This is a genomic window from SAR324 cluster bacterium, assembly GCA_015232315.1.
Lineage (GTDB): Bacteria > SAR324 > SAR324 > SAR324 > NAC60-12 > JADFZZ01.
Window position 1 is genome coordinate 22,692 of the sequence record JADFZZ010000002.1, and the last position, 15,333, is coordinate 38,024.

The following is a 15,333-nucleotide window of genomic DNA, read 5'->3' on the forward strand; positions in this document are numbered from 1 at the left end:
TGGTGGGGAACCCTCCTTATCCCACCTCCGGTGGCGTGCCAAGGAGCCGTGGAAGGGCACCAGAGGTGCCTTTTTGCCCTTCAATGTCATACCTGCCTGCGCGGGAACGACTATAATTTCTAAAATGCTCAACGCCAACTGATGGTCAAAAACCGATAACTTACAGATGTCTGGTAAAAGGAAGAAAGCTATGCCTAAAAAAACAAAACAAATGAAAAAATCCGCCAATAAAAAAATTAGTTCCAAAAAAGAACAAGTACCTGGCCATAAAAGCCACAAGCACCAAACTCGCCATAAACTCCTGTTGCGGAACATCCAGCATGGTGACTACAACGATCTTCGCGAAATCATGGAACGTGTTTATAGCCACATCACCACGCCATGGGAAAAAGAGCAGTATGAGGCACAACTGGCCAAATTTCCGGAAGGGCAGATCTGTATTGAAGACAACGGGAAAGTGGTTGCCGCGGCCTTGAGCCTGATTGTGGATTATGAACAGTTTGGTGACAAACATACCTATGTCCAGATCACCGGCAATGGCTACTTGACAACCCACAACCCCAAAGGTGATACCCTGTATGGAATGGACATCATGGTCCATCCCGGTTATCAGGGCTTGAGACTGGGACGACGCCTGTATGACGCCCGCAAGGAACTGTGTGAAAAACTCAATTTGCGTCGGATCATTGCCGGAGGCCGGATTCCGGGATACAAACGCCATGCGGAGGAAATGTCGCCTCAAACCTATATCCGTCAGGTGAAAAACAAGGAAATTTATGATCCTGTTTTGAGTTTTCAGTTATCCAACGAGTTTCATGTGCGCAAGTTGATGCAGAATTACTGGTTTGAAGATACAGATTCACACACCTATGCCACCTTGCTGGAATGGATCAATATCTATTATGAAAGTACCGCGCCATTATTTGGCGGACAAAAAACGGTGGTGCGTGTGGGAATTGTTCAGTGGCAGATGCGCACCGTCAACAGCGTGGAGGAACTGGTAAAGCAGATTGAGTTTTTTGTGGACACGCTCTCGGATTACCAGTGTGATTTTATCCTGTTTCCTGAATATATCAGCGCGCCCTTGATGTCACAGTTTGAATCAACTTCCGCGTCAGACGCCTTGCGTGCGCTGTCACAGTTCACGGACCGGATGAAGCTGGTATTCAGCGAATTCGCGGTTTCCTACAACGTCAATATTATCGCTGGAAGTATGCCGGAATATGATCAGCAGAAATTGCGAAATGTGGCGTTTCTGTTCAAACGGGATGGCAGTTCAGGATTTCAGCATAAAATCCATGTGACTCCGGATGAAGCCATGGATCTGGGAATGCGTGGCGGAGACGCACTGCATATTTTTGACACAGATGTCGGCAAAATTGGAATTCTGGTTTGTTACGATGTCGAATTTCCTGAATTGTCGCGGTTTCTGGCGGAACAGGGAATGAATATTTTGTTTGTGCCCACCTGGACCGACACTAAAAACGCCTATTTGCGTGTTCGTCGCTGTGCTCAGGCACGGGCAATTGAAAATGAATGTTACGTCGCGCTTGCTGGAAGTGTGGGGAATCTTCCCAATCTGGCCAATATGGATATCCAGTATTCCCAATCCGCTGTGTTCTGTCCGTCAGATTTTGCGTTTCCGCATGACGCGATTGTCGCGGAAGCCACGCCCAACACGGAGATGACCCTGATTGCCGATCTGGATCTGGAATTGCTCAAAGAGCTTCGTCTCAAAGGATCAGTGCAGAATTTTAAAGATCGAAGACTTGATCTCTATCGTTTGCAATGGATCAAAGCGCAGGAATGATTGCCCCGAAGTTCATGAGGCTCGCAAAAACTATGAAGCTTTCTGTTGGGACTCGAAAGGCAGGGAAACAAAGATGCCAGAATGATAGGCTTGTTTGATTTCATTCAAATACAAGAGCAACGGCGCATGGTTCCGTGCCAGGAAATATCCCAGAGACAACATCCGGTAAAGATGCTGGGGTTTTCGAGTCAAAGAACGGAGTTTGGTGGATTTTAACGGGGCAATGACAATCGCTTTTTCCGCCTGAACTTCATGACGAATCAAGGCCATGTTGCGGAAATACAACTGATTGTACTCTTCAAACAGGCGATGGTATCCCGGCGGAAACAAACCGGCTTCGTCAATACCGCGCCATTCTTTGGGAATCCATTGCATGGTTTTCGCGATTTTTTTATCAATGTTCGCAAATAACGGATACGTTTTGCTGGGCATACGATCCAGTGACTCCGTCAGTAGATAGATTTTCCGCACAGATTCTTCTGGTTCATGTCCTCTTTTCAAGCGAAGATCCAACGCTTCTGCGGACAAAGCAAACGGAGAGCCGAATTGTCCATCCGCAAACCGCTCCTTATCCGCCTCCAGTTTGAGTTTTACAGGGTTGGACAAAATGGGCGGAGACATGGCCGCCTGCATCGATTTCCACGGAAACTTCGCCGACTGGAACATATACGTTTCAGTCCGTTCATGCTCCTGATTGCTGATGATGTGCGTGTCGCCTGTCTGCGTGTTCACCACCGGATAATAAAACTCCGGTGTCCCGGTTTTCAGAGTATCCAGATCATGGCACAGAATCTTGTGCATCATTTTCACAATAGCCTTTGTGTTCAGATAGCCTTTGTGAGGACGATTCCTTTTCAGCTTGAGCACATGGGGATCTGTCAGAATATCAAATATGGTATGTGTCTGATCCATGTGATCAAACAGAAAGAACAATCCGACAGGAATTCCCGCTGAAGAAGCTCTGATCCGGCTCACAAACTCACGTGCCGGTAAATTACCCAGGTATTCACGGATAAACATCAACGCCCCGACCGAAAAGGCGACCTGATACGCGCCACCTTCCAAAACCAACTCTATTTTTGGCAGGGACTCCCTGCCTGAACTATATTTTTTCATAAGCACTTTCTGATCCCCATTCTCAGGTCTGTAGAGACGTGCGAATCATGCGTCTCTACGCGTGCCTGACAAAGAAGGTTTTTAAAAAATTTTACAGGTTATTCTTTTCACTTTCATTATCCGGCTTTTTCGTTGGAATCAGGATACATTCCATGTTGTGCGGCATAGTGATAGTAGCCCTCCGCACCCATGAATTTTCTGAGCAGAGCAAGATCCGCATTCAGCAGATCCACAACAATCAACCCATCAATGACATTCGAAAAATCCTTATCCACATTGAAACTGACAAAGCGGGCGTTGAATTTGAGATAGTGCCTGATCAACACCGGAATCCCCTTGCCGTCATTTTCCATTTCAGACACCAGCACAGACATGTCTTCCAGATCATTGGCGATATGTTTCATCACGGGCTTGTCCTTCATTCTGGCCAGTCCACCCATCCGGTAAGGATTGCGTGGTTTGACCCCCGAAGACAGACTGGAGTCCTTGAGATTTTTCTGGAAAAACCGCACCATCAAACGCTTGGAAATGGCATGGTAATTCTGACTGATGCTGACAGGCCCAAACAATTGGGTGTATTGCGGATGTCGGACAATGAATTCGCCAATCCCTTTCCAGAGCAGGGCCAGACTGTTGGGTTTGCGTTGATATTCTGAACGGATGAACGAACGGCCCAATTCGATGGAATTCTTCAATTGGCCAACAAACTGCGGTTTGAATCGGAACAGGGTGTTGGTGTACAATCCACGTATGCCGTATTGACGACAAATCGCGTCTGTCAAGCCAAGACGGTAGGCACCCACCAGCTCAGAAGTTTTATGATTCCACATGAACAGATGCATGTAATAGGCATCAAATTCATCCAGATCCAGTTTCCGGCCTGTGCCTTCACCCACTTCCCGAAACGTCACTTCCCGCAACCGGCCAATTTCTGTCAGGATGTCTTTGATCTGATAGGCCCAGGCATAATAAACCGTGAATTCTCCATGTTGCAGCAGTTTTTGTGTCACTGGCAGATGTTCCAGTTCCAACACCATCTTGTGGGTTTCAACCGCGGAAATTACAGATTCAGGCGTCAGCTCTTTTGCTTTGGGCATGGTAAAAAACGCTTTTTTTGCTGAAGGCTCCTGAATTCGGTTTTTCAGGAAGTAGGTTTTGGCTCGTAGATAAAGCGTCATTTCAGCATCATCCTTGTCCACCAGTTTTTTCCATGGAATAGGATGTCCGGCAAAAACAGGCAGGGTTTTTCCAGCTTTGTTCAGAAGTTCCCGGGGCAACAGCATGGTTCTCAGCCAGGGATGAATTTTTCCCAGAACTTGAAACAACAAACTGTTTTTTCCTGAAAAAAACACGGGCAGCACGGTTGCTTCCGAACGTCGAACCAGGGAGGCAATGTGTTGATGCCACTCCGCATCTTCCAGTTTGCCGGTATTCCATTGAAAATGAGATACTTCCCCGGCCGGGAACGTGATCAACGCACCACCCTGACGAAGCCATTTGATCGAATCTTTGAGACCCGCGATATTTTTAAAGGAGGTATTTTTTCCGCCAAAGGGGTTCACTGGAATAACTTGTGCGGAAAGTTCCGGAATGCCCTGAAGAATGGAATTGGCCAATATCTTCACATCGGGGCGGACCATCTGAAGAATTCTTCCCAGAATAATGCCATCCACTCCGCCAAACGGATGATTGGCCACAATCACCAGGGGACCACTGGCCGGAATTTTCTGCAGATCTTCTTTGGAAAAGGAATAATCAATCATGAGACGATCCAGGCAAACCTGAAAAAAGTTTTCCTGATTGATATGATGAAACACTTCCTGATAGGCTTGATTGACTCTGTCCAGTGACAACCATTTTTCCAGGCGTCCACTGAGCCAGGTCAGCCATGAGTTTTTTTGAAAAACAGGTTGCATCTCACCGAGATCAATCAATTTCGCAATTGATTTTTCCTGGTCAAGAACCTGGGTTAATTCGTATGCGGGGTAACTCATACACTCTCCAGATAAGGGGATCAAGCATCATGACAAACCGATGTATGTCCTGATCATAGGGTGAGAGTGTCATAGTTCTATGATGAGACTGTTAAACTTCTGTCAGAAAGAGAGGAGAGAAACGCGGGCAACCTGCCACAAGCCATGGCAGGTTGAAATCAAAAGGAAACTTTGAGTTCCATTTTTCCTGAAACAAACGTGGTTTCTTTCAGGGCAACATAGGTGGGACTGACGACCGATTCCAGGCCATCCGCGATTTTCCATTTGAGGACTGGCGCGAAAATTTGCCGGAGGGTTTCTCCGTCACTGTTCTGATAGGAGGCAAACAGGATGGTTGTCCCCAGAGCATCGCCGGGGAAAAAGGACGCGCTCACATGCCCGGACACAAAATTGGTCACTTCCTCAGACTGCCCCATCAACGCATTGGTTTGAAGAAAAAGAGGGGTTGAATCATTCCAGTCGCTCACCAGCAATTGGCCGACATACAGATTAACAATCGCGGAGGAAATATAAAATTCAGCGCCGGTCACAACCTTCTGCCAGTTGTTTTTGATGAACGGATCATCCCCGTTTTCGTCTTCTGTCTGATTGTTCACATACGCCAGTTTGAGCAACGCGCTGCCGCTATTGTACTGCACGTCCAATCCCGGACTTTTCAGAGAGTGCCAGGTTCGTTGACTGGCCTCATTGTCATCCACCATCACATCCGCAACAGGATCAAGCCCTTGAACATAGCTCAAGGCCATGTCCAGATTTCCCTGTGTGAATGAATAACGCAGGGCAACCTGCTGTCGATCGGAGTGAGCTTCGGGCAATTGATCGGGTAACAGATAGTAATAGTCCGCATAAGCCGGATCAATATTGACTTTGGCCATCGGAATGTAGAGGACGTCCAGAAAGCTGAAATCACCAACATACTGTTTTAGTAAAATACCGGTGCTCGCCATTTTGCTATCTTCAAATTCAGTGCTACTGAATGCCATGTTCCTGGAATTGATGCGGTCGGTGGGCACTTCAAGTCCTTCCATGAAGCCCCAGGTGATCAGTTGATTTCCGATTTTCCAGGTCCGACTGCCGTCAAACACTTCTATGAAGGCCTCAACCATCCGGATTGCTGTCCGGGATGCGTCATCATCGGTGACATCATTGTATTCCACATTGACTGCCGTAAACAAACGGGCGGTATCGCCCAGAAAACCTTCCAGCTTAAGCTGCATGCGGGCACCAACATCGGTGAACTGATTCTCATCCTGATGAGCCGGAGCATTCAGTCCCTGAACTTTCATGGCCTGAAACCTGGCCCAAAGATCATCCGCATAATGGGTGCTGTTCCAATACATCAAGGGTTTCAGATAGCCATTGACCATGAGAGAATGGTTATCCTCTTCCAGGGAGGCACCTGTCTCAGTGGCGGCCTCCGAACTCAGGGAATCACTTTGAGGCGCGGAACTGTCAGACAGGTCTTCCAGTCCTCCATTTTCTGGACTGTCGGCAAGCCCTGACAAATCGTCCAGTATCCCGGCCTCTGTTGTCGCGGATTGCACTGCGTCGTCACTGTTTTCTGCCAGACCGGATAACTCCTCAAGATCCGCGGCCAGTGGATGATAAATCCACACCACGAACAGGAATGCCACCATCATAATTTTGCGAATCATCGTTCCTCATGAATTGAGAGTGGGAAAGGAATCAGTGAAACTTACCACCATTTTCGGGTCAGATACTGAAGATTGAAAATGGACGGATCAACCTTGTCCGCTTCCTGTTCCACATCAAAGCGGTCAATTTCCATAACGGTTTTGGTGCCCTTGATCACGTTTTTCATTTCAAAGCCGCCCGGTACAAAAATTTTCTGGTCATCGCGGTTTTTCTTGACCAGGAATGACAGCAACTGCATCTGCTTGTATAATTGTCCTTGCAGATTATAGATTTCGCCCTTGAACACCAGTCCGGAGCGAGGATCCATCCAGATGATGGTTTTGCTGTAGCCGTAATCGTCCTTGTTCTGCTGACTTTTGAATTCGCTCTGGATTTTTTCAACTTGCAGGGATTTGCCTTTGAAATTCACAGTGTCGGTTCCAAGCCATGTATAGTTGTAATCATTGATATCCCGTGCGGCCATATCTCCATTGGAAAAATCAGAACCCATGAAGGAGGAGCTTTTGTCAGAACCAATGACCCGTTTGGGTTTGCGGAGTCCTTTGAGATAGATCCACTGATCATCGTCAGCACCTTCCTGTTCAATCATGAGTGCGCTGTTGCCCTGATCATCAGCCGGAAAATAGAAGTAACTGATAGCACGACTCAAGCGTTTTTGCGGGTCCTTATAATTTTCATGGAAATTGGCGGATCGGGCTTTTTTGGTGAAAATCAACTGTTCCTGGGAATCATAGATCTTGAACACATTTTCACTGAGTGTTTTTTCAAAAGCCGGAAGTTTGTCCACGGCTTCCATAATGGCCCGGCCTTTTTCTTCTGGTGTTTCTGCCCTCACAGGGTTCAGGCTGGTTCCCAAAAACAGAATACAGGCAATGCTTCCCAACAATAATTTTTGTTTCATGGTGTGCTCCTTGGATGATTGGTTGTTCCCGATTTGAATCACAGAAATGACGGTCAGGTATCGGGCCCGGTCCTGACCGGTCATGCCTCTTTAATGCTTTGTTTTGTTGTCAATCTGATTTTTTTCCATTTCAAAAAACCTGGGTTTTAACACCAGAATCAACGCTGGCAACAGCGTCATCGCCCCCAGAGAACTGTAAATCATGGTTCCAGCCATCAGGGCTCCCATGGCGATATTGGCCACAAACGCTGAAGCGATCAACACCAGAAACCCCACAGCCACAGACACCGCATTGATCAGAATCGCCTTGCCCGAAGAGTGAATGGTGTTGAAATAGGCGTGTTCCAGATCATCCCCCTGACGCAACTGGGTCTTGAATCGTTCCAGAAAATGGATGGTGTAATCCACACCAATCCCAATGGAGATGGAAGCCACCATCATGGTTCCCGTATTGATTTTCCAGCCCAGCAAATAAATCATGCCGAAATTCGCCAGAACTGTAAAAAAGAGGGGAATGATGGCAAATAGCCCACCGACCAGCGACCGGAAAATAAAAAATGTGACCGCGAAAACAAACACAAAAGACCATGCGATACTTTTTGCCTGGGAAGTGCTGATCACGTTGGTGACTTCGGTAATGGTTGGCGCATAGCCGGCCACACGGACATCGGCAATATAAGGATCATTGGCTGGAAACAGTTTTTTAAGACCTTCCCGGATCTGTGTTTCATAATCCATGATAAACGCGCTGCTGCCATCCCGTGTGAGAATCGACATCTGGAATTCTTTCAGATCCGGTGTGACCATGCCTTCAAACGTATCCCGATTGGCATTCAAGGCCTGATTCAGCAACACACCGGTAATTCCCCGATCGGTCAAGGTTGGATCCGCGATGTTGTCTGTTTCCACATTGGGCAGACGTTCATAAGTGGGGTCATCGTCATGGTAAAACACCCGATAGAATTTTCTGACCAGATCCACCGGACTCACCACAAAACCTGTGGGTTGCATGACGTGTCCCTCGATTGTGATGGAAGGAGAGGTCATGGCTTCAGCAAATTCCTGCATTTTCTGAATCTTATGCAGCACCTGAGTCTGGGTCAGATCCGCTACAAAAAAATCATGCAACTGATTGAACGCCCGTTGTAATTTGAGGGCTGATTCTTCCTGTTTGTGTTGTCGAAGCTGAATCACAGCGGAGGCGGTGCTTTCCCATGTTTCCTGAGTCAGCCCCAACTGTTGATGAATCTCCTTCAATCCGGCAAGCTGTTCCGACGAAAGATCTTCATAAGGTCCTTTTTCCACCGTTGCGCTTGTTTCAGTGGAATCAGCCAACCCCATCAGATCGTCCAGACCGCCGCCGCTGTTTGTAGCCGTATTTTCCTCAGAAGAAACGCCCATCAGTTCATCCAGTGCATTGGCTTCTTCCGAGGTCAGCTCCTTCTGCTGTTTTTCCTTGGTGGTTCCAGTTTCTTCAGGAGTGACCGCAACAGCATATTCTTCGTTAAGCACATGTCCGGTGACTTCCATAATCTGTTTGATCCCGGCCTGGTTTTTTACGGGGTCCTTCACCAGTTCAGTCAGCGAATGTATCTGGTCATTCAGCGGGGAATAATTGCTTTCAGGAGTTGCCTTCACAAAGGCGTCCCATGCGGAATTCAACCGCTGAACCGCGACCGTGAGTGACTCGATCGCCTCAGGATGATCAATGAGAACTTCCGGACGAAACCGGAACAGAAGATTGACCAGTCCGGTTCCACTCAATTTACGATTGATGAAGACATCACTTTGCTTGATGGGGTTGTCGTCCTTGAAATTGGACATCTGTCCGCCTTCATATTTCAGTTGGGGCATCACAAGTGCGGAGGCGATCATGAGCACTACGAAACCCGCAATGAACGCTTTGGGATGTTTGACGACCAGTGCCGCCCAGGCATGCATCAGCTTGTCAATGGCGTGGCCTTCCGCATGAACGTTGTCCCGTTTCAAGGCTTTTGTTTTCTGTGGGATTTTCCACCATGTCAAAATGGCGGGACTGAATGTGAGCGACAGGAATAGCGCACCCGCAACGCCCACCGCCGCAAAAATCCCGAACTGTTGAATAAGGGTCAGATCGGACGAAACAAGAGAGAGAAATCCGGCAACAGTGGTGGCTCCTGCCATAAGGATCGCAACACCCACATGCTCAACGGTGATCTGCAGAACTTTTTTACGGTCTTTGGAATAGTGAATATCTTCATAATAGCGGTTGAGCAGGTGAATCCCATAGGCGGTGCCCGTCGCCAGCAGCACAATGGGCAACATCGAAGATATGGCGGTGACTGGCACATGAGCCATCGCCATACAGCCCAAGGCCCAGATCATGGAAATGATCACCGTTATCATGGGAATGAATACCCCGACCGCTGTCCGGAAACTCAGCAGAAGAATGAAAAAGATGAGCACAATGGCCACGGGCATCAACATTCCCATATCCTTGCCGATCATGTGGGCAAAAATCGCGGTCACGACGGGTGCTCCGGCTATATGAAATTTTAGGCCCGGAACCGCATGTTTCCTGATAATTTCCTGTGTCTGTTCATAAATCAGATTCAGATCATAAATATCCTTGACGTTGTATAACTTGAACTCCAGATTTTCACGACTCAACGCGTCAATGTTTTCCAGTGAAAATTCATACAGATTGGTGGTGAAATTCTCCCAGGTATACATCTCAGGATGCAGGAAGAAATTCCGGCTTTCCACATAACTCATGAGGTCATCAAATTTTTCCAGAGTGAGTTCGCCGGATAACAGTTCCTGAAGACGTGGATGTTCCTCGAACGTGCTGGATAAATAGCCGGTCAGGTGCTTTTTCAGAATACGCCGCATGGTTTGTGTATGCTCTGAGATAAAAGCATCATCATAGGTGGTCAGGCCATATTTTTTACCATACACGTCAAAGGGAAACACACTGTCCCGGCCCATGTAGCGGTTTTTCAGTTTTTCCGCGTCAATGGCGGTTTCCAGTTCCAGCAGGGCAAAACGCCGTTTGTAATCCCACTTGCGCAGCATCTGGACCTGAATGGACGTGGCGGTCAGGTCTTCGGAAATCAAACTTCCCCGGGTGGTGCGGTCATTCAGCAAATGGGCCTGCAACCCGGGAATGATTTTTTTCAGATCCTCCTCCGACTCAGGCAACAGTTCTTCCGTTTGATCCGTAAAGGGAATGCCCAGTTCTTTTTTCAGTTTTGTGATCACACTGCCTGAAATGACAGAACCGGTTTCCTTGTCCAGAATGGCATCTTCAAGATTGGCGATGCTCCGGATATTTTCCTGATCAATTCCCATCGGCAGGGTGAGGGTTTCAGTTTTTCCGGTGAGCAGGCTCTGAATGGTTTTGGTGCCCTTGAGCCCCTTGATATCCTCAATAATTGCTTCCATCGCCCGTAGCACGTCAGGTTGCATGACGGTTCCACCAGGCATTTCAAGACCAATCATCAGGGCTTCCTGATAATTGAAATTCTTTTTGTAATAATCATTGGCTTTGGTCGTGGGCATGCTCTTGGGCAGGAATTTGGTCATATCCGCTTCCATATACAACCGGGTTTTGATCTGATACATCATGAACGCGGTGATGCCAATCACGACCACCACCACCAGGCCCGGAAACCTGGTACTGAAACGACCTAAATATTTCATCATAAGCTGTCCTTCCTTAAAACATGAATGACTGTCTGACTACTTTTGAATATGAGTCAGAGGTGGATAAAAAAAATCATGAATAGTTCATGATTTACTGGCGCAGCCCGCCGAAAATCAGTTCAAACAAATCCCTCACTTCCTGTTCAATTTCCGCAGAATCCATTTCCAGCCAGCGCAAAATAAACTGAAACTGAATTTTTTCAATCATCACAGCGTTTTTATGGTGATCTGCCTTACGAAAAAGCCCTTCAGTTTCCCCCTCCTCCAGCAGTTGTTGAATGTCATGGATCGCTTCCTGTTTTTTGTTTGAAAGTTTGACGTGGGTGTCAATCATTTCCTCAAAGACGACCCGGGACATGGAGTATTGCAGGATCAACCCCTTGATGTGTCCAAGTTTACAGAGCAAAAGCCGAATCAATTTCTGTTCAGCGTTTTTCTCAGCTTTCAGAACTTTTTTCAATTGTTCACGAATGCTTTGATAATCCTGTTCCGCACAGCGGATAAACAGAGCTTCCTTGTTATCAAAATAATTATAGACGGTGCCTTTACCAACGCCTGCGTCATGAGCGATTTCCTCAACATTGGCTTTTTTAAAACCATATCTGAAAAAATGCTCCCGCGCCGCATTCAGTATCTGTGTTTCTTTCGGTAACACCAGAAAAACTCCTTCAAAAACATGCACCAAAAACTGACTGAACTCCAGATACAGTCAGCTATACGTAATTGTCAACACCGAAAAACTGTTGCTGGAATTTATTTCTATTTTTGAATCTCAAGAACTTCGTCCCGGACCTGCGCAATCAAGGGCATTTCACAGGAGAGCACCTTACTGGTAAGTATTTGTGAGGAGGCAAACCGGACATGTCGGGAAAGATAAGCGTTCATCCCATTGCGTTTTTTTTCAGGAGGCCTTATCAAACTTTAACCATTCCGCATCATCTTCACCCGGACGCACCATGAACCGCGCATAATGATTCCGGGGTCAAACCGCATAAAGGCGTTGTATGCACACAATGAAAGCTAGATATTTTCAGTCCCTTCAAATTCCTGAATTGATTGAACTGGAAGACCTCATCCGCAATAACAGTGATTATCTGGAGGCGGATATTGTCACCAGAATCCGTATCTCCGAACAGATCATATTGCCTGTTTATTGTCTCCGGCTGGGATCAACCGCGGAGGATTGCCCGAAGATTGGATTTTTCGGGGGATTTCATGGCTTGGAACGCATCGGAATCCAGATTTTGCTGGTACTGATCAGCAGTCTGTTGGAACGAATGCGCTGGGATGTTTCGTTGAATGACCGGTTATCCCGCATACAACTGATTTTTATGCCGCTGGTCAATCCGGGAGGCCTATGGAATCACACTCGCAGCAATCCCAATGGCATTGATCTGATGCGGAATTCACCCGTCATCGCCCATGATAATGTGCCCTGGCTGGCTGGAGGACACCAGGTCAGTCGAAGGTTGCCCTGGTTTCGGGGAGAATCGTCCATGATGGAACCTGAAGCGCAGGCGGTTTGTGATGTGGTTGAAAAATATCTGTTTGCGGCGCCATTCAGTTTTTCCCTCGATTGCCATTCCGGTTTCGGTTTCCGGGATCGGGTATGGTTTCCCTATGCAAAAACCAAAGAACCATTTTATCATCTTCCCGAAATGCTGGCACTCAAGCAATTGTTCAACCGATCCTATCCCTACCATAAAAACTACCTGATGGAACCCCAATCCCGAAGTTACACCACGCATGGAGATATATGGGATCACCTGTATGACCAATCCCTCAAACAAGGAAACAGAACTTTTTTACCCCTCACCCTGGAAATGGGATCATGGGCCTGGATACGCAGCAATCCGTTGCAGTTATTCCGGTTGTCCGGACTGTTCAATCCCCTGCTAAACCACAGAAAAAACGCTACCTTGCGTCAACACCTCATTCTGATGGAATTCCTGATCAACGCTGCTTGTTCCTGGACCTACTGGATGCCGCACAGTGATGCCCGAGAAGCACTGGAGCGTGACGCTCTCAAATTGTGGTATTATCGTTAAACACTTGCCAAACCATAAACAGAACAACATATTTTTCTCACTAATTCTTAACAAAACTGTTCTAGGTTCTTTTTGAATCCATTGATTCAGATTGATGGCGTTGCTCATAAATTGGGTCCTGTATCAAAACCGGGGCGTTGATTTGTTTCCCGATTTTTGTTTTGTCCTGTAGGGTCAGCCCCTTGGGTCTGACTGTGAACCGGGCGAACACACGGGTTCGTCCCTACGGTTTGTGGCCGAAACTATGATCATGTCCAGATGTATTAACTTTAAAGGAGGCGTTATGAAATTGATGATTGTTGATGATGAGCCATCAATACAGGAGTTGTTTGCGGTTGTTCTGGGAGACGAACACAAACTGGTTTTTGCGGATGATGGCGAAAAGGCCTGGGAAATTTTTTTGGAGTCACCCTTCAGTTTTGACGGGATTATCACCGATGTGAATATGCCCAATATGGATGGATGCCAACTGGTCGAATGCATCAGGAAACATCGCTATGACATTCCAGTCGTGGCCATGAGTTCTGGCACAACACTGATCCAGCAGACCTTTCTTTCAGGCTGGGATGTTTTGAAGTTGTTGCCCAAACCGTTTCATTATGGAGATCTGGAGATTGCCCTGTCGCTGATTGCGGAAAAATCCAGCAGAGATTTGTGGAGAACCTGGGGCGTGATCGAAGGGGAATATGAGTATGAACAATCCTGAAACATCCCTGAACAAGGAAATTTGTGGTAAGGCTCAGGCCTCATCCACAAATTTCAACCCCGACCAGACACACATCATCATCGAACACACCTGATGAAAAAAAACTGATCTGCTCCATCAATGTTTTGAACAATTGTGGAATAGGCAAGGTTCCATGTTTTTCCAGTAAATTGATCAGACGATTCTTTCCAAATTGCTGTTCTTCATGATTGAAGACTTCAATCAGACCATCGGTAAACGCAATCAGCACATCCCCTTCAAACACAGGAAAACTCAGGTTTTCATACGCCGCGTCTTTGACAATCCCCACGGGTGGACCGGCTACTTGGCCAAAACGCAAGGTTTCTACCTTACAAGTGTGACGATTCATCATGACAGGCGGATGATGCCCGGCACAGGCGGCCCTGAGCTGATGCGATTCCACATCCACAATCATATACGCCGCAGTGGCAAACATCTGCTGTTTACTGCCCAACATGGCCAGCAAACGTTCATTGATATCTGTCAACAAATCAGAGGGTTCATGTTTTACTGTCCTGTAACGCTCAATCAGCGCACGGATCATGGAAGTCACCAGCGCGGCGCTCACACCATGCCCCATGACATCACAAATGAAGACACCAGCCTCGTGATCTGATAACTGGGAAACGTGAAAAAAATCACCACCCAGCAAATCCGCGCTCTGATAAAAATGACTGAATTTGAGCAGACTGTTTTCTGCCTGAACATCAGGAGGAAAACAGGGATAACTCTGTGGCATAATGGCCTGTTGCAGTTGATTGGCCAGACGGAGATTTTCTTCCATCTGCTTGTTCTTTTGATCAATTTCAGATCGTTGTTGTTCCAGTTGCGCAATATTTTTTATAAAAAAATGATTTTGTAATTGCACCAGTGTTTTCATATGAATCATACCCAGATAATTTCCCATGGGATCGACCAGGATCACGTCGTCATAAAAGCGTTCTTCAATACGGCTGGAAGCCCATCTCAACACTTCAGGCAGAGGATCAGAAGTTCGTACCGCAAGATGGGGCGTGACCATATAATCCCTGACCTGACGTTTGGAAAACAGTGATCGTCCATACAGGGAGCCTAATAACATGGCAATGCCGCTCCGGGAGCACATACCTATCAGTTTTCCCTCATCAATAACCGCGATAAACTCTACATTGTAGTCTTCTGAAAAATGCTGATACACATCACCCAGGATGCACGAGGCTTCTGTCCAGTGACTGTGCGCGATCAAATCATGCAGATAAAATTTGGAGACTTCCGTTTGTTCGGAAGAACCGTTCCAGGTGGGTTTCATAAAAACCTTGTTCTGGAGATAGTGCGTGGAAACAACAGTCATATCCCTCGCTATCTGGAAAGACGTTACAATCCACATCAGCCCCTTCGGACTATGAATGTGTGTTTGC

The 15,333-nt window shown here is 47.0% G+C and carries 10 protein-coding genes; 3 read left to right on the forward strand and 7 right to left on the reverse strand.

Annotation, left to right across the window (positions count from 1 at the left end; all coding sequences use genetic code 11):
- The first annotated feature begins 211 nt into the window (after nucleotides 1-211).
- Entirely contained in the window at nucleotides 212-1,810 is a 1,599-nt protein-coding gene (locus tag HQM11_01650; protein MBF0349702.1) for a bifunctional GNAT family N-acetyltransferase/carbon-nitrogen hydrolase family protein, read from the forward strand.
- Between the two features lie 30 nt (nucleotides 1,811-1,840).
- Here the strand turns inward: HQM11_01650 and HQM11_01655 are convergent, their stop codons facing one another.
- The 6 genes from HQM11_01655 to HQM11_01680 form a co-directional block, all read right to left on the reverse strand.
- Complete coding sequence (locus tag HQM11_01655) at nucleotides 1,841-2,926, reverse strand: hypothetical protein (GenBank protein MBF0349703.1); 1,086 nt, start codon at nucleotides 2,924-2,926, stop codon at nucleotides 1,841-1,843.
- A 116-nt stretch (nucleotides 2,927-3,042) separates the two neighbouring features.
- Nucleotides 3,043-4,920 carry a lysophospholipid acyltransferase family protein gene (locus tag HQM11_01660; protein MBF0349704.1) on the reverse strand — a complete coding sequence of 626 codons (1,878 nt, stop codon included), beginning with the start codon at nucleotides 4,918-4,920 and terminating at the stop codon, nucleotides 3,043-3,045.
- A gap of 158 nt (nucleotides 4,921-5,078) precedes the next feature.
- Nucleotides 5,079-6,575: a hypothetical protein gene (locus HQM11_01665; protein MBF0349705.1), complete on the reverse strand. Its 1,497-nt coding sequence runs from the start codon at nucleotides 6,573-6,575 to the stop codon at nucleotides 5,079-5,081.
- 41 nt (nucleotides 6,576-6,616) lie between these two features.
- Nucleotides 6,617-7,477 (reverse strand): outer membrane lipoprotein-sorting protein, encoded by an 861-nt coding sequence (locus tag HQM11_01670; protein ID MBF0349706.1) that lies wholly within the window; start codon nucleotides 7,475-7,477, stop codon nucleotides 6,617-6,619.
- Between the two features lie 90 nt (nucleotides 7,478-7,567).
- Nucleotides 7,568-11,161, reverse strand: a complete 3,594-nt coding sequence (locus tag HQM11_01675) for an MMPL family transporter (protein ID MBF0349707.1) — start codon at nucleotides 11,159-11,161, stop codon at nucleotides 7,568-7,570.
- Between the two features lie 91 nt (nucleotides 11,162-11,252).
- On the reverse strand, nucleotides 11,253-11,816 hold the full coding sequence (locus tag HQM11_01680; protein MBF0349708.1) for a TetR/AcrR family transcriptional regulator: 564 nt from the start codon (nucleotides 11,814-11,816) through the stop codon (nucleotides 11,253-11,255).
- A 358-nt stretch (nucleotides 11,817-12,174) separates the two neighbouring features.
- Here HQM11_01680 and HQM11_01685 point away from each other — a divergent pair, with 358 nt between their 5' ends.
- Nucleotides 12,175-13,209, forward strand: coding sequence for a zinc carboxypeptidase (locus HQM11_01685; GenBank protein MBF0349709.1), 1,035 nt, complete (start codon nucleotides 12,175-12,177; stop codon nucleotides 13,207-13,209).
- A 283-nt stretch (nucleotides 13,210-13,492) separates the two neighbouring features.
- The gene (locus HQM11_01690; protein MBF0349710.1) at nucleotides 13,493-13,915 is read left to right on the forward strand and encodes a response regulator; all 423 of its coding nucleotides are present in this window, start codon (nucleotides 13,493-13,495) and stop codon (nucleotides 13,913-13,915) included.
- A gap of 40 nt (nucleotides 13,916-13,955) precedes the next feature.
- On the opposite strand, the gene HQM11_01695 is transcribed toward HQM11_01690, so the two are convergent.
- Complete coding sequence (locus HQM11_01695; GenBank protein ID MBF0349711.1) at nucleotides 13,956-15,266, reverse strand: SpoIIE family protein phosphatase; 1,311 nt, start codon at nucleotides 15,264-15,266, stop codon at nucleotides 13,956-13,958.
- Nucleotides 15,267-15,333: the final 67 nt, after the last annotated feature.

What these genes read in the sequence shown, in the direction of transcription:
- HQM11_01650 (MBF0349702.1), top strand. Translation starts at nt 212, where the DNA reads ATGAAAAAATCCGCCAATAAAAAAATTAGTTCCAAAAAAGAACAAGTA.
- HQM11_01655 (MBF0349703.1), bottom strand. Translation starts at nt 2,926, where the DNA reads ATGAAAAAATATAGTTCAGGCAGGGAGTCCCTGCCAAAAATAGAGTTG.
- HQM11_01660 (MBF0349704.1), bottom strand. Translation starts at nt 4,920, where the DNA reads ATGAGTTACCCCGCATACGAATTAACCCAGGTTCTTGACCAGGAAAAA.
- HQM11_01665 (MBF0349705.1), bottom strand. Translation starts at nt 6,575, where the DNA reads ATGATTCGCAAAATTATGATGGTGGCATTCCTGTTCGTGGTGTGGATT.
- HQM11_01670 (MBF0349706.1), bottom strand. Translation starts at nt 7,477, where the DNA reads ATGAAACAAAAATTATTGTTGGGAAGCATTGCCTGTATTCTGTTTTTG.
- HQM11_01675 (MBF0349707.1), bottom strand. Translation starts at nt 11,161, where the DNA reads ATGATGAAATATTTAGGTCGTTTCAGTACCAGGTTTCCGGGCCTGGTG.
- HQM11_01685 (MBF0349709.1), top strand. Translation starts at nt 12,175, where the DNA reads ATGAAAGCTAGATATTTTCAGTCCCTTCAAATTCCTGAATTGATTGAA.
- HQM11_01690 (MBF0349710.1), top strand. Translation starts at nt 13,493, where the DNA reads ATGAAATTGATGATTGTTGATGATGAGCCATCAATACAGGAGTTGTTT.
- HQM11_01695 (MBF0349711.1), bottom strand. Translation starts at nt 15,266, where the DNA reads ATGACTGTTGTTTCCACGCACTATCTCCAGAACAAGGTTTTTATGAAA.